This window comes from Neolewinella persica DSM 23188 (assembly GCF_000373105.1).
GTDB lineage: Bacteria > Bacteroidota > Bacteroidia > Chitinophagales > Saprospiraceae > Neolewinella > Neolewinella persica.
In genome coordinates, this window is record NZ_KB890434.1 from 1 (window position 1) to 19,700 (window position 19,700).

At 46.8% G+C, this 19,700-nt stretch carries 11 protein-coding genes; all 11 read left to right on the forward strand.

Annotation, left to right across the window (positions count from 1 at the left end; all coding sequences use genetic code 11):
• Positions 1 to 112: 112 nt before the first annotated feature.
• The 11 genes from B036_RS29370 to B036_RS0113915 all read left to right on the forward strand — a co-directional run bounded on the left by B036_RS29370 (position 113) and on the right by B036_RS0113915 (position 19,598).
• Positions 113 to 364, forward strand: coding sequence for a transposase (locus B036_RS29370; protein WP_455014819.1), 252 nt, complete (start codon positions 113 to 115; stop codon positions 362 to 364).
• A 362-nt stretch (positions 365 to 726) separates the two neighbouring features.
• Positions 727 to 3,039 (forward strand): T9SS type A sorting domain-containing protein, encoded by a 2,313-nt coding sequence (locus B036_RS0113860; RefSeq protein WP_020569324.1) that lies wholly within the window; start codon positions 727 to 729, stop codon positions 3,037 to 3,039.
• 655 nt (positions 3,040 to 3,694) lie between these two features.
• Complete coding sequence (locus tag B036_RS0113870; protein ID WP_020569326.1) at positions 3,695 to 4,741, forward strand: ligase-associated DNA damage response exonuclease; 1,047 nt, start codon at positions 3,695 to 3,697, stop codon at positions 4,739 to 4,741.
• A complete protein-coding gene (locus B036_RS0113875) occupies positions 4,738 to 6,327 on the forward strand; it encodes an ATP-dependent DNA ligase (protein ID WP_020569327.1) in 1,590 nt (529 codons plus the stop codon). The genes B036_RS0113870 and B036_RS0113875 overlap by 4 nt, the downstream gene beginning before the upstream one ends.
• Before the next feature lie 195 nt (positions 6,328 to 6,522).
• Positions 6,523 to 8,979: a ligase-associated DNA damage response DEXH box helicase gene (locus tag B036_RS0113880; RefSeq protein WP_020569328.1), complete on the forward strand. Its 2,457-nt coding sequence runs from the start codon at positions 6,523 to 6,525 to the stop codon at positions 8,977 to 8,979.
• 28 nt (positions 8,980 to 9,007) lie between these two features.
• Positions 9,008 to 9,646: a ligase-associated DNA damage response endonuclease PdeM gene (gene pdeM / locus B036_RS0113885; protein ID WP_020569329.1), complete on the forward strand. Its 639-nt coding sequence runs from the start codon at positions 9,008 to 9,010 to the stop codon at positions 9,644 to 9,646.
• A 434-nt stretch (positions 9,647 to 10,080) separates the two neighbouring features.
• Positions 10,081 to 10,881, forward strand: coding sequence for a CPBP family intramembrane glutamic endopeptidase (locus B036_RS0113890; protein WP_020569330.1), 801 nt, complete (start codon positions 10,081 to 10,083; stop codon positions 10,879 to 10,881).
• A 466-nt stretch (positions 10,882 to 11,347) separates the two neighbouring features.
• Positions 11,348 to 13,783 carry an outer membrane protein assembly factor BamB family protein gene (locus B036_RS0113895; RefSeq protein ID WP_020569331.1) on the forward strand — a complete coding sequence of 812 codons (2,436 nt, stop codon included), beginning with the start codon at positions 11,348 to 11,350 and terminating at the stop codon, positions 13,781 to 13,783.
• Between the two features lie 119 nt (positions 13,784 to 13,902).
• A complete protein-coding gene (locus tag B036_RS0113900) occupies positions 13,903 to 14,919 on the forward strand; it encodes a hypothetical protein (RefSeq protein WP_026231977.1) in 1,017 nt (338 codons plus the stop codon).
• A 10-nt stretch (positions 14,920 to 14,929) separates the two neighbouring features.
• Positions 14,930 to 16,255, forward strand: coding sequence for a YHYH protein (locus B036_RS0113905; protein WP_020569333.1), 1,326 nt, complete (start codon positions 14,930 to 14,932; stop codon positions 16,253 to 16,255).
• A gap of 364 nt (positions 16,256 to 16,619) precedes the next feature.
• Positions 16,620 to 19,598 carry a CHAT domain-containing protein gene (locus B036_RS0113915; RefSeq protein WP_020569334.1) on the forward strand — a complete coding sequence of 993 codons (2,979 nt, stop codon included), beginning with the start codon at positions 16,620 to 16,622 and terminating at the stop codon, positions 19,596 to 19,598.
• The last annotated feature ends 102 nt before the right edge of the window (positions 19,599 to 19,700 follow it).

Genomic DNA, 19,700 nt, shown 5'->3' on the forward strand with positions numbered 1-19,700 from the left:
CTTCGCGACGCATTTGGAAGCCATGATAGCTCCCGACTCGGAAGTTCGCGTAATTGCCGCCTTTGTCGATCAACTGAATTTACTGGAATTAGATTTCCAGCCCATCAATAATATGGGGGCAAGCGCTTACGGCCCTGAAGTATTATTGATTATATACCTGTACGGTTACCTCAACCGCGTGNGCAGCTCGCGCCGGTTGGCGCGGGAATGTCGGCTTAACGTGGAGATGATGTGGCTCACCGGGCATTTGCAACCGAATCAGAAAACGATTGCGGAGTTCCGGAGAATTCATCCAAAGCATTTAAAGCAAGTATTTCGCGAATACGTCCCCGTTATTGAAGGAGTGGGATTTGATTGGCGGTAAGCGGATCGCCGTTGACGGCACGAAAGTCCATGCGCAGAATGCCGCACCGCCGTAGGCAGCAGCGCAGCTCACAAGAACTTCAACGACGCCAAGCTGAAGCGACATCTGGACCGGATTGATATGCGGCCTGGAAAAGTCAATGGGGAGTTCAGTTTGCTGGCTTGCTGCAACAACATCAGGAGAACGATGTCTAATTTTGGCGCACTAGAGTTGTTTGAGCGGCTAAAGGGGCGTTTTTCTGGGCTCCTGGCCCTTTTGGTCATACAATGTACCTTAAGGACAGAGAGATTTAGCGTATTTTGTGAGTGGCCACAAAGGGTGGTCTTGAAAATTCACAAAAAAGCTAATCTAAAATTTCAACAATGAAACAAGTTTTTCTTTTACTATTTCTTTTTGTTAGCACATTCGGGTTCTCTCAAGCCCCTACGGTAGATGCGCCAACACCACCAGTTCGGAATGCAGTAGATGTAATTTCAATTTTTAGTGATACGTATGACAACATTACTGGTGCTAATTACAATCCAAATTGGAACCAAAGTGGCTTTGCTTCTGCAAGCTCATCCTTCGAACCTACCGGAGCAGGAGGTTCAGGAAACGTAGTACTGGCCTATCCAAATTTCAACTATCAGGGGATTGAATTTAACAGTGTTCAAGATATCACTGCAATGGAATTTTTGCACTTAGATATTTGGACGGTTGGTGGTGTAGCTCCCAATATAGTTGTCATAAGTTCCGGAGCAGAAATTCCTCATGCCATTTCGAATGGAGATGGCGCATGGCAGAGTATAGAAATTCCTGTTACAGGCATTACGGGTGACCTGACCAAAGCCATTCAATTTAAGTTTGATGGAGGTAATGGTTCTTCAACGGCTATTTATGTAGACAATCTATACTTCTGGAAAACTGAAGCTGCAACGGGAACAGATGCGACTTTAAGTGCTTTGGAAGTAGATGGAGCTGCAGTTGCAGGTTTTACACCTAACTCTCAATCTTACTCCATTGAGTTGCCTGGAGGTACAACAGTAGTACCTCAAATTACTTTAGCCACAACTTCAGATGCATCAGCTTCGGCAGTTATCACACAGGCTATAGCAATTCCTGGCGATGCTACCGTAGTGGTAACTTCACAGGATGGTACGTCTACCAAAACTTATACGGTATCTTATTATATTGGAGGGCCTAATGTAGATGCACCAACGCCACCAGTTCGAAATGCAGTAGATGTTATTTCAGTTTTCAGTGATGCCTATAACAACATAACTGGTGCTAATTACAATCCAAATTGGAACCAAAGTGGCTTTGCTTCTGCAAGCTCATCCTTCGAACCTACCGGAGCAGGAGGTTCAGGTAATGTAGTACTGGCCTATCCAAATTTCAACTATCAGGGGATTGAATTTAACAGTGTGCAGGATATCACTGCAATGGAATTTTTGCACTTAGATATTTGGACGGTTGATGGGGTAGCACCTAATATCACTGTCTTAAGTTCCGGGGCAGAGATTCCACATCCCATTCCGAATGGAGATGGCGAATGGCAGAGTATAGAAATTCCTGTTGCAGGGATTACGGGCGATCTGACCAAAGCCATTCAATTTAAGTTTGATGGCGGTAATGGTTCTTCAACGGCTATTTATGTAGATAATCTATATTTCTGGAAATCTGAGGCTGCAACGGGAACAGATGCGACTTTAAGTGCTTTGGAAGTAGACGGAACTGCAGTTGCAGGTTTTACCCCTAATTCTGAATCTTACTCCATTGAATTGCCTGGAGGAACAACAGTAGTACCTCAGGTTACTTTAGCCACAACTTCAGATGCATCAGCTTCAGCAGTTATCACACAGGCTACGGCAATTCCCGGGGATGCTACCGTAGTGGTCACTTCACAGGATGGTACCACTACTAAAACGTATACGGTGTCTTATTACATTGGAGCACCTAACATAGATGCACCAACACCGCCAGTTCGAAATGCGGGAGATGTGATTTCAATTTTTAGCGAGGCATATGACAATATAACTGGTGCTAATTACAATCCAAATTGGAACCAAAGTGGCTTTGCTTCTGCCAGCTCATCCTTCGAACCTACCGGAGCAGGAGGTTCAGGAAATGTAGTACTGGCCTATCCAAATTTCAACTATCAGGGAATTGAGCTTAATAGTGTTCAGGATATAACTGCAATGGAGTTTTTACATTTAGATATTTGGACAGTAGACGGGGTAGCTCCTAATGTAACTGTCATAAGTTCTGGAACAGAAATTCCACACGCCATTCCAAATGGAGATGGCGGATGGCAAAGTGTAGAAATTCCTGTTGAAGGCATTACGGGTGACCTTACCAATACTATTCAATTTAAGTTTGATGGCGGTAATGGTTCTACAACGGCTATTTATATAGATAATCTTTATTTCTATAAAGGAGTGGCTGTTGGAGTAGATGACTTTGATCGTGCTGATTTTAATGTTTTCCCTAATCCAACCAATAATTTTTGGAATATAGAAAGCAAGCAAAAAATTGACCTAATTCAAGTATTTGATGTTCAAGGGAAACTGGTAACTGCTCTAAGTCCAAATTCAACGACAGCGTCAATTAATGCTAATGGATTAACAAAGGGCATTTATTTTGTAAAATTAAAATCTGCGAAAGGCACAAAATCAGTGAAGCTGATAAAGGAGTAACTTTATCAGCAACGCTTACTGGCCATTGCTCATTTAAGAGCGTGTCTGAATTTTAGCTTCCTGATTCCCAGAACCACAAATCGCTGAAAATCAGTTTGCTAAAATTTCAGACACGCTCTAAGCCATATTGAATCACATTCAATATGGCTTTTTTAATTGTGCCTTCCTGTCAATACCTCAATAGTTTGGGCGCAAGCGCTTACGTCCCTGAGGTAAATGGCGCGAAAACCCTGCTCATGGCTTTGACGGGCAAGCGGAAGCCAGCCTTTCCGTTGATTTTGTCGGATTTGCTCAGTTGCCAGCCCGATCAAGCCCCCCGCAAAGAACAATGGCATAGGCCCGAAAATAAAGCATCAGGTTTTGTCCCCAGGCAGGTAAAACTGTCCTTGCACCTGCGGCCCCGCCCAAATTCTTCTTATTCTTAACGAAAAGTCTATTCTTTTCCGTGCAGCCCGAAATAAGTGGAACGTAGCAGCATCGGGGTACAGGGGCAGAATAGGCTCTATTGAAACGCGCGAAAACCAACTTGTCGCACTTGCCCGGCGTAAGCGCTCCAGTGCTACCGGTTAGCGCGACAAGTTGGTTTTTGTACCCAATAAAACCACGGACAAAAGCTAGCTGGGAACACTTACGGCAAAAAGTAAGTTATACCTCCATGAAGCATAAAAGCTCCACTGATCTCCTGCAATTCACCCCAAAAGGCATCTGGTGCCCGCCGGCAGATGTATACATCGACCCGTGGCGACCGGTGAAAAAAGCAATGATCACCCACGGGCACGCCGACCATAGCCGGTATGGCCATCGGTCTTACCTGGCCAGTACGACTGCGGGGCCAGCCATAAAATACCGTCTTGGGGACATTAATTTACAGACCATCAACTTCGGCGAAAAGATAAACGTCAACGGGGTGCAATTCTCCTTTCATCCGGCGGGTCATATACTCGGTTCTGCACAAATAAGAGTGGAGCATAAGGGAGAAGTTTGGGTGGCTTCCGGCGATTATAAACTGGAAGACGACGGACTTGCGGAGGCCTTCGAACCGGTCAAATGCCACACCTTCATCACGGAGTCGACGTTTGGGTTACCGGTGTATGACTGGCAACCCCAGGAAGCTGTTTTTGCAGACATCAATGACTGGTGGAGAAAAAATGCAGCAGAAGGTAAGGTCAGTTTTATTACCGGTTACTCGCTCGGCAAAGCACAGCGCATCCTGCAGGGACTGGATAGTTCCATTGGTAAAATTTATACCCACGGAGCGGTAGAGAATATTAATGAAGTGATGCGTTTGCAGGGGATTCCACTTCCCGATACTATTCGTGTGACCGGCGACATCTCATCAAAAGATTATCCCACTAACCTGGTGTTGGCACCTCCTTCTGCACTCAATAGCGCGTGGATGAAAAAATTTAAACCCATATCCATTGCGATTGCCTCGGGCTGGATGACCTTACGTGGCGCCCGGCGAAGAAAAGCGGTGGAGCGTGGCTTCGTTTTATCCGATCATGTCGACTGGAAAGACCTCAATAAAGCCATTGAAGCAACGGAAGCCAGTCGGGTAATTGTTACGCATGGCTATACTTCCATTTACACTAAATATCTGCTTGAGCTCGGACTGGACGCAGAGGCCGCTCAAACAGAATTCACCGGAGAAAGTATTGATGAGGACGATACACCCAGTGATGAAAAAGACACTACGCTGTGAAAAATTTCGCTGAATTATTCACCCAACTTGATCAAACTACCAAGACTTTAAAAAAAGTAGCTGCCCTGGTAGACTTCTTTGAACGCGCGAATGATGAGGATCGCCTTTGGGCCATTGCCATCCTCTCTCACCGTCGGCCCAAACGAACGGTAAAAACCAGCCTGATGCGGGTTTGGGCAGCAGAATTGGCGGGCGTTCCACTGTGGTTGTTTGAAGAAAGTTATCATGTTGTGGGTGACCTGGCCGAAACGATTGCGCTCGTATTGCCTCCGCCTACAACACGACACGACGCTTCTCTTTCCGATTGGATAGCAGTCATCAAGAGCCTTGAAAAACAAGAGGATGCGCTCAAGAAAGAAGTTGTCGTAAAAGCATGGGAGGGGATGGCCTATCCGGAAAGATTTGTTTTTAATAAACTAATTACCGGTGGGTTTCGGGTAGGGGTCTCCCAAAAATTAATGATGCGTGCTCTGGCTCAATTTGAGGGCCAGGAAGAAAACAGTATTGCGCATCGCCTGATGGGGAATTGGACGCCTGACAACACAACCTACGAGGAATTGATCAGGAGCGAAAACCCCCTGGATGATGTATCGAGGCCCTATCCGTTTTATCTGGCCTACGCTCTTGAAAGTGAACCTGCCACACTGGGAGATCCTGCTAATTGGCAGGTAGAACGAAAATGGGATGGCATTCGGGGACAGGTCATTGTCAGAGAAGGCAATTTATTTGTGTGGTCGAGGGGAGAAGAGCTGGTCACTGACAAGTTCCCTGAGTATCATCACTTAGCTGATTTGCTGCCCGACGGCACGGTTATTGACGGCGAGATACTCCCGTATAAAGCTGGCCAACCACTAACCTTCAATGTTTTGCAAACCAGAATCGGTCGTAAAAATGTGACCAAAAAAATCCTGGAATCTGCTCCCGTCGTGCTGATGTGTTATGACCTGTTGGAGTTGGAAGGAGAAGACCTGCGGACTCGCCCCTTGCAGCAAAGAAGAAAACTATTAGAGAAGGTCGTCAAAGAAAACCCCAGTGAAGTGCTTTTACTTTCAGAGGTTATTCAATTTTCTGAATGGGAACAGACCGCTGAGGAAAGGGCCAATTCCCGGCAACACCTGAGCGAAGGACTGATGATCAAAAAACTGGATTCGTCATATCGATCCGGGCGCAAAAAGGGCGATTGGTGGAAATGGAAAATAGACCCGCTCACTATTGATGCCGTCATGATTTACGCACAACAGGGCCACGGTCGGCGGGCCAACCTTTATACCGATTATACTTTCGCCGTATGGAACGATGAAGAGTTGGTTCCATTTACAAAAGCCTATTCCGGACTGACGGATAAGGAGTTTAACAAGATAACCGCATGGGTTCGCAAAAACACAAAAGAGCGTTTCGGTCCGGTAAGAAGTGTAAAGCCGGAGTTGGTTTTTGAAATTGCCTTTGAAGGCATTAATGCATCGAGCCGGCACAAGTCTGGGGTCGCCCTGCGCTTTCCCAGAATGTTGCGCTGGCGTACCGACAAAAAGATAGAGGAAGCGAATACCTTAGCCGACTTAAAAAGTATGTTGGAACTATATGGCTAACCATCGAACACAGTGATGGCTCGGCGTAAGCGCTCATTGGGTTTAAATAAATGAACTAGCCTTATGATTGTGGTTCGTCCGCCGGCCCTGGCTTTAGGGCTTATTCATTTTTTAAAATCAATAAATGTTACGAGTTATTGCAACAAATTGGTTTGCGCCCAATTGACCCGTTAATTACTAACAATAAAAAAACACATGACCCGAAAGGAGCAAATCGAAATTGGAAGCCGGTGGTTTCAACAAAAAGGTTGGACCCCTTTCCCATTTCAGGTCCAAACCTGGAAAGCTTATTTGCAGGGGAAAAACGGTGTTGTGAACGCAGCAACGGGTAGTGGAAAGACCTACGCATTACTTGTTCCCATCCTTTTAGAATTTATTGCTAAACACCAGAAGAAAAAAAAAATACCCGCTCAAAACGGCCTCCAGGCCATCTGGATCTCTCCCATCAAAGCTCTGACCAAGGAGATTAAACTTTCTGCTGAACAAGCCATCGAAGCTTTAGGGCTCAACTGGAAAGTCGCAATTCGAAGCGGCGATACCTCCAGTGCTGAGCGAGCTAAAATCAAAAAACGGCCTCCGGAAATTTTAATTACCACGCCTGAAAGTCTGCACCTGCTGCTGGCTACGGCTGGCTACGAAGACTTTTTTAATAACCTCAAGGTATTCGTAGCCGATGAATGGCATGAACTGCTTGGTTCTAAACGGGGGGTACAGGTAGAATTGGCTTTGTCGAGACTGAAAGCGCTTTTGCCAAACTTGAAAGTTTGGGGTATATCTGCCACCATTGGGAATATGGAGGATGCGGCAGCTGTTTTGTTTGGGGCGGATTATAAAAAGGACAACTGGAAACTCATCCGTTCCAAGATCGAAAAGAAGATTGACATTCAACCGGTGCTGCCGGATGACATCGAGCGATTCCCCTGGGCGGGTCACCTGGGTATCTTTCTGGCAGAAAAAGTGCTGGATATTGTCAACGACAGTACCACCACCTTACTCTTCACTAATACCAGGAATCAATGTGAACGCTGGTATCAGGAGTTATTGGCGCTTCAGCCTGACCTGGCCGGACTAATCGCTATGCACCACAGCGCTATTGCCCGCACCCAGCGAGACTGGGTGGAGGAAGCACTGCATGAAGGAAAACTAAAACTGGTCGTCTGTACTTCCAGCCTGGATCTGGGCGTGGATTTTCGTCCGGTCAAAACGGTCATCCAGATCGGGAGTCCGAAAGGAGTTGCCCGCTTTTTGCAGCGGGCCGGGCGGAGTGGCCATCAACCGGGAGCGACCAGCGTTGTGCATTTTGTTCCCACTCACGCATTGGAACTGGTGGAGTCAGCGGCGTTGCGCCGGGCAGTAGCCCGCAAAAACCTGGAAAGCAGAATACCTTACATTCGATCTTTTGATGTGTTGGTGCAGTACCTGGTGACCCTTTCCGTTTCAGGTGGTTTTGATGCGCTTCAAATCTATGAAGAAGTAAAGAAAACGTATAGTTACGAAAGCGTCACCCCTGAAGAATGGGACTGGTGCCTGGCTTTCATCTGTACGGGTGGCACCTCTCTGGATGCCTACGATGAGTATAATAGGGTAGGCTTGTACAAGGGCAAATATTATATCGTCAATAAAGCAATGGCCACACGTCACCGACTTTCCATTGGTACGATAGTAAGTGATACAATGGTGGAAGTGAAGTATAGAAACGGATCGAAAATTGGCCGGGTAGAAGAGCGGTTTATTTCCGGCTTACGACCGGGTGATGTGTTCATGTTTAGTGGAAAGGTATTGGAATTGGTCCGTTTCAGGGGAATAGAAGCCCGGGTGAAAGCGAGTAAGAAAAAAAGAGGGATTACCCCCTCCTGGGCGGGCGGGCGGATGCCTTTTTCTTCTCAACTTTCGGAAGAACTGCGGCACCAAATGACCCTGATACAACGGGACGATCTGTCATCGCAGGAATTAAAAAAACTTCGACCGCTTACGGATATTCAAAAAAAACGATCCGGCATACCTGCCGAAAATGAATTGTTGATTGAGTATTTCAAAGACAGGGAAGGTTACCATTTGCTGTTTTATCCGTTTGAGGGGAGGTTTATACATGAAGGCCTGAGCACCCTGATCGCCTGGCGGATTTCACAACAGATCAAAATTACGTTTACCATTGCCGTAAATGACTATGGTTTTGAACTGCTCAGCGATCAGTCGATCGATCTGGAAACTGTCCTTAAGCCGGGCTTATTCACGACCGAAAATCTTAAGGAAGACATTCTGGAAAGTGTCAACGCGGTAGAAATGGCCAAACGCAGATTCCGGGATATTGCCAGTATCGCGGGGTTGATTTACAAAGGTTACCCGGGGATGCAAAAGAGTACCCGGCACCTGCAGTCCTCTTCCCAGTTATTCTTTGAGGTCTTCCAGCAACATGAACCCGACAACTTATTGGTTAAGCAAGCCAACGAAGAAGTCATGCGTTTTCAGTTAGAAGAAAACCGGCTACGTAGTACACTGGATCGATTAACCGAACTGGAATTGATGATCAAATCAATCAATCGACCTGCTCCGTTGACCTTCCCGATCATAGTTGACCGGTTGCGAGAAAAAGTCTCCAGCGAAACCTTGCGGGAAAGAATCAGCAAAATGAAATTAAAAATAATTAGATAAGCCCTGAAAATAGGTGGCAATACCCAATATGACCATTTTACTGAAAAACCAAACGTTACATTTACATCCAAATAAGGCAATCTTTTGGGAGAATAAAAAAATACTGTTCATTGCAGATCTTCATCTCGGTAAAGCTGCTCATTTTCGAAAGAAAGGTATCGCTGCTCCACCTGCCCTATTCGAGCAAAACATACAAAACCTGCGCCAGCTGATTACGCATTTCCACCCCGTCAGGGTCCTTATTCTGGGCGACCTGTTTCACAGTACCCTGAATATAATCTGGAATAAATTCGAAGCATTCCTGTTACAATTTTCTGAAGTCAGTTTCGAATTAGTCAAGGGAAATCATGACATTTTACCTGAACAGGTTTATGCAGATTCGATATTGACCCTGCATCAGCCACCGATCATTATTGAACCGTTTATTCTTTCGCACTATCCGCTGGAAACCGTTCCCGAAGGCCTGTATAATTTATATGGTCATTTGCACCCCGGCGTTTTATTGGAAGGAATGGGCAAACAACTATTGAAACTACCTTGCTTTTATTTGGAACCTACCCAGGCAGTGCTCCCTGCATTTGGTGCCTTCACCGGTCTCGCGTTGGTACAACCCCAAAAAGGCGACCGGGTCTTTGTGGTTTTGGAGGACGAGGTGTTGGAAATGTAAAGGCGAAGAAAAGCTTCAACAATGCCAAACTCAAACGTCATCTGGACCGGACCTATAGGCGGATCAACGAAGCACCGGATGCGTTTTCCCGCCAGGACAAGCACGGAGACAGCGAGAATATGTCGGATTTGGTGGCGCGGCCGCAGGATGCTATGCAAGTTTTAAAAGCAAGGAGGACCAACTACGTATCCCAGCGAAAAAAAAACTACTAGAAAACGACGACATCCAAATCTGCCTGACGGAACCTGACGCTCGATCTCTGATTAAGCATGGCCTGAAGCTACTGCGTTCTTCCGGTAGGGTGGACTAACGAAGCTGATGTTTTTGTGTATTTTGTGAGGGGTCACGGAGGACGGTGAGCTGATCGAAGCCTGAAAATTGGGTTTTGGGTGGGGACTTATCATACAGACTCGCATTATGGGTAATTAGAAAAAATGAATCATACAAATCTGATAATACTATTGATGTTGTTTGTAGTGACAACTTTTATCTCTCGAAGAGATAAAAACCAATATGATGTCTTCAAGTCGATACAAAAGACTGGTGATCGTCAAAAATTTTTCAAAAGATGGGCGATAGAGTCCTTCATTATTTATGGATTGTTGTCAATGATAATTTTGTCGATTATAGGGCAAATTTATTCATTGAAAGTAATGCCAGATTTTCTTGTTGATTTTTCAAAGTCCGTAAAGTCTATTGGTGAAATGAATGAGAGTGATTTTATCTCCGGATTTTTTAAAGGAATTATGATAAGTATTGTCCCCGTTCTATTATTTGGAGGAACAATTGGTGCATTCTTGAAAGAATATAAGGATTATAAAGATAGAAAATCGAAGAACAACATTGAATCGGAAGAAATTAACTTCAGGAACCTTGATGCTTTAATACCTAAGAATTATAAAGAAAGAATTTGGGGGGCGATTCTATCCATTAATGCAGGTTTTTCTGAAGAAATATTCTTTCGAGTATTGGCTCCCATATTAATTTATAGTGTAACTAGTTCCGTCTTAATTGCAATTATCGGTTCAACAATTTGGTTCGGATTAGTACACTATTATCAAGGAATGGCAGGGGTTTTTGTTACTTTTTTTGTAGGATTATTAATGTTTATTGTGTACATGATTACCGAAAATATTTGGATAACAATGCTGGTTCATGCGGTTCTTGACTTGAACGGATTAGTTTTTAGCCCTTGGCTAAAGGCAATATTTGCAAATCGAGAAAATTCAGCATGAATTATTTAATGAAAGGAAAAAAGCTCATAATCCTTAAAACCCCAAAAACATCCCCGACAAAACGAACCCAAACGTTGCACCTGCGGCCCCGCCCAGCTACTTTTGCCCTTTGCGAAGTTGGCCACAGGATTCCAGGCAATGGAATCAGAGAGGGAATAGCAAAGCTGGTGTTGGAGCGGCGCAAGTCGTTTGTAACGCAAGCACCAAATTAGCATATATTGGTCAGCCGCAGAGTTGGTGTTGCGAATGTTGGAGACATTTCGAGTTGTCCATCTAAGAAGTATTCGTTTACTGAAAAACACGCTCCCTTTTAACTGGAATTTCTATGAAAAATATACTGACTACGAAGTGGTTTAGGACATACCATGGCGCTGAACGCCCGCAAACGCTGCTGCTCTCAGGTCAACCTTATCCGAAACCTTTACGGTTTGGGTCCCTACTCGTGCTAATTTTTTGCCTCGCTGGTTTGACGACGACCCAGGCGCAGACCGATTGGAAAAAGTGGTATGGCGAACCCAATCAACAAGAAATACTCATCGCTGCCGAGCCGGGAGCCGATAGTACCAATTTTTGGGCAGCCGGGACGATTGCCAACGGATTTCACGATGATTTTTGGCTCGTCCGGTTCAACCCGCAGGGCGAAATCATCTGGTCAGATACGCTAGGTAACCCCGACCGGAACGAACGGCTCTCTGATTTTTCGCGTAATACCACGACGGGCGAAATGTGGCTCGCCGGCGACAGCCGCCCGGGGAGCGACTGGAAAAACAGGCAGGTTTTTCTTCAAAAACTGGATGCCAACGGACAGTTGATCTTTGAAAGAACGGGCTTGTTTGGCTTCATCGGAAATGGCGAAATCCACCTGAACATTAAAGCCGTGGGCAACGGCGTACTGATTTTTCACCAGGAAACGGGCATCCTCAGGCGGCTCGACGCGCTGGGCGAAGTAGTGTGGGAGCGCACCTTTTCGACTTCGGCCAACCCCGTTAACCGACAAAACGTAGAAGCACTACCCGATGGTGGTTGCTTTTTTATCGAAAACCTTAATAATCCGGATAGGTGTGTTTTGTACCGACTCGATGCAGAAGGGCAAACCAATTGGCAGACGACGCTTGAATTCCCGACAGATTTGACGAGCGGCAGCCACGGAACTTCTTTAGCGGTGGATGCTGCCGATACGTCGGTTTACGTAGCGGCGCGAAGTGGAAGTTACGACGGCATGCAAAAGTTTGCCGCCGACGGGCAGCTGGTTTGGGAAACGGTCCTGCCCTTTCCGGCAGTTCAAAATGGCTTTTTGGATTCCTGGCTCTTGCAAATCCCTGCAAACAACCAAATCGCCTTGTTTTCCAACCACGCCTACCAGGTTTTGGATAACCAAACAGGGGCGTTCATCACCGGGGAAGACAATTTCTCCCCATCCCAAAGCTCGCAATTTGTTTTGCTGAACGACGGCGTTTTATTTCCCGATGGCACGTTCACGGTGGTAGGTACGACCAGCGAGAATTGGTACAGCTACGATGGCTACTCGGCACAAAGGAGTGCCGACGACTTCCAGATTTTACAGGAAAATACTTTCGGAAGCCCTTCGCCCAATGATACCGACTACCTGGCATGGGTTGAAACTGCCGCTGATGGCGACAGCTACTTGGCGAACATCACCTATTTTGAAGGAAGAAAAACGGGCATCGTACTCCGAAAAATCAGCCCCGACGGCGCGGAGATCTGGAAAAAAGCATTCACCGGCACGCGCGGATACTGGAATTTAGAGATGCGTAGCGCCGACGACGGTAACCTGTTTTTAATGGGGCACAGTAGCGACAGCATCAGTGTAAAAAAACTGAACCCTGATGGCGACTTGCTTTGGCAACGGGATTTCAGATGTATCGGGAACATTGCTACCCAATCACTCAGCGCACCACTGCAAAATGGCGGCGTCGTCGTTTTTTCCCCGTTTGCAACCTTTCGGCCAATCGTACGGTACTGGGAAGTGCGGGGTTTTGCTGCCGATGGCAACGAAATGTGGAAAAGGCGCATTTTCGAAGACCAGATCAACGATTCGGGTTTGCAGTGGAGGCCGTTAAGCACCGTGGATTTGGGTGATGGGACGGTAGCAGCAGTGGGCAGGAAGGATGCCACTGAGGGTTTACTCGTTCGGCTTGATTTACTGACGGGGGCACCGGTTTTCGAAAAAATCATTTCGGATAGTGGCAGTCTTACCGATGTGCTCCCATCCAGCGACGGAGGCTTTTTGGCCCTGAGGGCAAAATATGTAGGCGACGGGCTGGACGAATTTGAGCTGTATAAAATCAGTGAGCAAGGCGCTATCCTGGCAGTGCAAAACCTGCCACTTACTCCTAAGGATTATTCGATTCATTCAGGGTTGTACCGCGATGCCGAAGGCAATGTCGTACTCTCTGCACTCTCCGACGACAATCTTTTGGAGGTTTTGAAATTGAACGACAACCTCGATTTACTCGACCAAAAAACGATCAGCCTGCAACCTAACATGGACCGGATAAGCGGTCAAAGAATGCTGCCCGATGGCTCACTTTTGCTCACCGGCCAGGGCCCAAACGCAAACAGCGCCGATGTTTTCATCATAAAAACTGATAAATCAGGCATCGTTTCAAACCGTTTTTTACTCGATGAAAGCGATTTTCGGATTTTTCCAAACCCGGTTGCTGCGGGCCAGCCGCTCCACATTGTGCTGGAGAATGATTTTCGAGGGACAGTGAAGTTTGAAATTTTGAGCATGGACGGACGCGTTATTTCTGTTTTTAAAGCGGAAAAAACAGACCGGAATCAAGTTTTTAAAACGTTGAATTTGCCCGTAAGGGGCTCCTTCCTCGTCCGTTTTTCGGACAAGGAACGATCAGCAGTTCGGCTTGTCTTTAAATTTTGAAAATAGTAGAACATTAATGACTGTTGGTGAACATCAATTTGTAATATGAAAGCAGCCAATAGAGTAGGGTAGGAACGTCTGGTACCCGTCGTAGGTAATAAATAATAAAAAAATATCCAATGAAAGTAAGATTCCTTTTGCTAACTTTAATTGTACTGATGTCGAATTGTGCTGAAAATAAGCCAAAATCGACCAATACAGATACAGCGAATACGTCAGATATCTCAATCTATAAGGGAACCGCAAGTGTTACTCAGGGATTGGCAAAAATTACAGCCGAAAACATCTATAAATGTAACAGAGGAAGAAAAACAGATTTGGGTGAAATTGGCTCCTCGGATGGGAAGAAATGGATAGTTCCTGCCAATACGAATTTTCAGAACGACGATTTTCCTTTCTCAACTGATTTACATAACTCTTGTGCTGGAAATACTTATTCAAACGCACAAGATGCATTGTCCAAATTGGACGGTTCGGATATTATCGAGATTGATTCGGACGGAGCACTTTTTACTACTTATATTTTTGCTGATAATTATTTTGAAATGTATGTCAATGGTGTAGCAGTCGGTAAAGATCAGGTACCATTCACGGAATTTAATTCCAGTTTAGTGAGATTTAAGGCTGAAAAACCGTTTACTATTGCTATGAAATTAGTGGATTGGGAGGAACATCTTGGCGTGGGTTGCGAAGAAAACAGGGGGAAAGCCTACCATGCTGGAGATGGTGGAGTGGTAGTAGTAATGAAAGATGAACAAAACAATATTATCGCCACTACGAATGAGAATTGGAAAGCACAAACCTTTTATACTGCCCCTGTCAAGGATTTAAGCTGCGTGGAGGAAAGAGATAACGTTAGATATTCTAAAGACTGTGATGACAGTGGTGGTCAGGATGGAAGTGCATTTTTTGCCTTGCATTGGGAAATTCCTTTAGGCTGGACAATGCCTGGTTTTGATGATACCAATTGGCCTGACGCAACTACTTTTTCTAACGAAACAATCGGGGTAGATAACAAATCATCATACACCAACTTTACCAATATTTTTGATGATCCAACTAACGATGCAAATTTTATTTGGTCCACAAATGTTGTTTTAGATAATGAAGTTCTAGTACGATATACCGTAAAATAAACTACCAATTATGACTCGAATTATATTTATCATACTCATCCAGGGGTTAGCTTTTGGCTTGTTTGCTCATGATGGTGGGCACGGTACTGAAAGTCAAATTTGGAAATTAAAGAAAGGAGAAGAAATACTTCGGGCCGATTTCGTAAAGCACGAAGAGGGAACGGTTTATTTGAGAAGTGATAACCATACAATTATTACACTGGATATCTCTGAACTTTCTGATCGAGACCAGCAGTATGTTTTGAATAAGTCTAATTGGATAGGAGCGGCAAATCAATCAATAAGTACAAGTTCCTATACTGCTTTTCTATCTTTCTTAAGTTGGCTAATGCAGCTTGCTGTTGTGCTGTTTTTGTTTTACGTTTTTGGAATTAAAAAACAGGGGCAGTATTTCAAAATTGCTTACGGGGCATTAGCTTTTGTTTTAATAATGGTCGCTTGCGACAATACAAATTCTGCAAAAGGAACTTCAGAAGTTTTAAACTCCAAGGTGCCCGCCAATGGCCTTGCATTTTTGAAGTCTGTTTTTGGGGCTTTTGATAACGTCAATACCCGCCACGATGAGCAATATTTTTACATCGAATCTAACGGCATACCCGAACATGAAATGATGACAGGTATCACGAATTGGCAACAACAAGTCCCGATTCCTCATGATTACTCTGGAAACAATAGCTGGGCCATTCCCATTCAACCAAGATTATCCGCCAATCCACTTTCTACCAAAGAGAACTTTATGAAGGGGGCTATTGCGATAGCAGCCAATGGCATCCCTATTTTTAATCCTTTGAACAACCGTGGAGAAGATGCCAATGCCATCGGGGAACTCGATAATTGGGGCGGGCATTGTGGAAGAGCAGATGATTATCACTACCACTTACCGCCAACGCACCTTCAGGCACGTGTTGGAGAAGGAAAACCAATTGCCTATGCTTTGGATGGTTTTCCACTTTATGGAGAAACAACTCAGCAACTAGATGAATATTTAGGCAGATTCAACGCTGATAGTTCTTATCAATATCATACGGTCAAGGAGTACCCTTATTTGTTAGCGGGGATGCGGGGAATGGTAGAGATAAATCCAAGAACAAAAGCTCCTGAAAATGAGATTTCACCACAAGCAAAAACAAAAGAGGTCAGGCCTGCGCTACGTCCATTACGAGGTGCAGTAATTACGAATTTTAAAAAAATACAGTTTAATCAGTACGAATTGACTTATACGATAGATAACCAAACCCATATTATTATCTATGGATGGGACGATAATGGGCTGTACAGTTTTGAATTTGTTAGCCCTGACGGCACAAGTGACTTGTTGAACTTTCAAAGAAAATAAATACTACCGACAGCATCCTGGAGAACGACAATGGCTCCCCAATACCGCCACTGCGTTTCTATACACACCGTCAAACGGTGTAAAAGTCTTGCGTCCCAGCAAAACCTTAGCATCTTAGCAACAGTTACTGATGCCTAACTAAATAGCTGTAAAAACCGGGCACGACCAAGCTCAATTCGGCCTTTTGCGACGGGGACGCCTATGGAGTTGATGATGCCCAGTACGCTTCCCATTAGGCGCGGCTCTCGATAGTTCGTTTCCCCTCGTGTAGCCCTCAATGTACCTAGTGCCTTTGTGGTTATTCCACCCCCCGTGCCCCCCCGCCTCAAAACCCCTACCTTAGCGTTAGCCATCCCCCTTACTTATGTACACGCTCTCACGTCTACTACATCTGATCATTTGGCCGGTCCTCTGTTGTATTGCCTCACCCCTGGTTGCTCAACAATCCGGTACGGAAAACCTCAGTAACGAACCTGCCGACAAGCTGGCCGCCACCGCCAGGAAAACCGACGACCTGCGCGCCCAACAGTTCCAACGCGCCCTCAACTGGTACGGCCAGGAGAACTACGCCATGTGCCGCCAGACCATCGACTCCCTGGCCCATCGTGCGTCCGGTGAATTGATTGTGGACAGCCTTTCCGGCCTGGCTTACCACATGGCTGGCATGACCTTCTACCAGACTTACGACGATGTAAACGCCGTTCCGCAATACCTTCGGGCGATCAGCATCCGGGACCGCTGCTATCCCGGAATTCACAACGATCAGGCCCATACCCGCTACAACCTGGCCAACTCGATGCATTGGCTCGGCCGCCCCGATACGGCCACGTATTTGCTCCGCGAAGCCGTCGAACTCTATGACCAGCTGGAACGAAAGGACAGCACCAACTGGCTGCGCAGCCTCAAACTCCTGGGCATAATTGCTAAAGAAAGTAATGACCCTGACCTTGTTCGTAGCGCGACCGTCGCCATGGTCAATCTGCTCGAAACGATGAGTAAGCCTACACCGATCGACAAATACCAGGTGTACTACGATGCGGCCGATAATTTTCAATTCCTCGGGGAATTCAGCGCCTCCAACCGTACCGGAAAGGCCGCAATCGCCGCAGGCTACGCCCTGCAGGCAGTAATACCGGCAAAAGACGCGGTTTCGATGGCTGCCGATGCCGTAAACATCGTCGCTTCTAACTACCGCCTGCAGGGAGAAACGCAACGCGCTGCGGCGTATTACCGGCGTTCGATTGCCCTGCTCGACAGTATTTCCGGAAATCCGACGTCCATCAACATCGCTTATGCCAACCTCGCTACGCTTGCCTTTGATGAAAAGGACTTCCCCGAAGCTCTGAGGCTCATCGAAATAACGGAGACGTATCCATTCAATCCGGACTATCCCGCTACGGAAGCTTCCACTTATAGAGACCATGCCCGAATACTGAATCAACTAGGGAGGACCGAGGAGGCGCTGGTTTATTTTGAAAAGGCGATGGTCCGGCTTTCGGGGGAAGGAGGCGTCACTTATTCCGGGAGGTACCCGATGATGGTCACCGACAGCATCATCGATTTGCGGGAAGGATTTTCTCTTTACGCGTCTCGAGCAACGATGTTGCTCGAGGCTGGAGAACCCGAAGACGCCCTGGCGGATCTGCGGAAAATTTTCGAATTGCAGGATCGTCAACGTGAACGGGTCAATTCCGACGGGAGCCGCTATGCGCTAAGTTCAGAAGTACGCAAGTATTATGACCAGGCCATCGACTTGCTCTACCACCTGCACCAGACTAAAGGTGACGAGCAGTACCTCTGGGATGCCTTTTCTCTCAGCGAAGAGGCCAAGGCCTACAGCCAGTTGGTGGCCCTGCGCCGCAACCGGACACTGAGCAACCGCCGGGAACAGGACCTGCGCAGGAAGATCGCCGTACTCGAAAGAGAAGTGGTGGGTGATCCGGAACAACAAGTTGCGCTGGCGGACGCAAAATTGCGCCTGTCTTTGATCCTGCGGAGTGAGCCGAACCGAAAAATAGAAAAGGTTTCCACCCTTGATCGTAGTGAAGTACAAGCATTTCTTGCCGCCGGGGAAATCGAACTACTGGAGTTTCACCTGAACGAAGCGGGTGATGCCCGGACGGGACCCGAAAGTTTTCTTTTTCACCTGTTGCCCGATGGCTCAATCAGAATGTTAAAACTAAAGGTGACCTCCGGCCTGCAAGCATCCATCGATACCTGGAGAAAGGCCATTCAGGAAAGCGCTTACCGTCAGAAAAGCCTGCGGGGTAATCAGGGGGAGCTGGACAAGTCGTTCGTGGACAAAGGGGCAGCCCTTAGAGATATATTGTTTCCCGGGCTAATGGCCGGTGACCTTTCGCTGGGCAACCGGCTGTGCATCATCCCCGATGGCTCCCTCAATTACCTCCCATTTGCTGCACTGCCACTGTCCGGTAACGGGCAAGACGTTAATTACGCCACCCTGCCTTACCTGCAAACCGGCCGCTCTCTTCAGTTGGCCTACTCCATTCACTACTTATTGGAGTTAAAGCAGCGTGAAACTTCGCTGTTTACTGAAGACCTGCTGGCTTTTGCCCCTTCCTTCAGTGGAGAGGCTACTCCGGGAGAAGTAAGCCGGCTGCGGAGCCTGCGCTCTACTAAATCGCTCAGTCTTGATGCGTACGGTGCCTTGCCGGGCTTGCTCCCGCTAAGCCATAACCGTTCCGAGGTCGCAGCCATTGCGGGTTTGGTGCCAAAAAATGAAGTGTACTACGACGAAGCAGCTACCCGGAATGCTTTTTTGATGGCCCTGGGAGGTAGCCGTATCCTGCACCTGTCCAGCCATGGAATGGTTGACCCCGATGACGCGAACCTCAGCTTTGTCGCTTTCGCCCAGGGAGGAAATAAACTGGAGGAAGATGAATTATTATACTTCAACGATCTTTCCACCCTGCCGATTGAGGCGGAATTAGTGGTGCTTTCTGCCTGTGAGACCAGCCTGGGAAAGGTGGCCCCGGGAGAAAGTGTCCTCAGCCTCGGCAGTGCCTTTGCCGCAGCTGGTGCTCAAAGCACCCTCACTTCCCTTTGGAAGGTAGATGATGCCGCGACCGAAAACTTAATGGTCAGCTTTTATCAGCATTTGGCCGCAGGTAAAACAAGAGCCGAAGCCCTGGCGGAGGCCCAGCAGCGACAGCGATCCGAAGGGGAGTTTGCCCATCCTTACTATTGGTCGGCGATGACGCTGAACGGGGAAGCAGGAACCATTGAGATCAAAGGTGCAAGCAACTGGCCGCTCTGGATTGGTGGACTATTGGTGTTAATTGGTGGAATTTGGGCGGGGACGCGGGTGCAGGGGAAGGGATAGAGGAGCAGTAGAACCAACTCCCAGACAGGTGGTAAGCTCCTGTAATACCTTATGGCTCTAATGATCCCTTAGGGATCGAACTGTAATTGCCCCGGGTGAGGC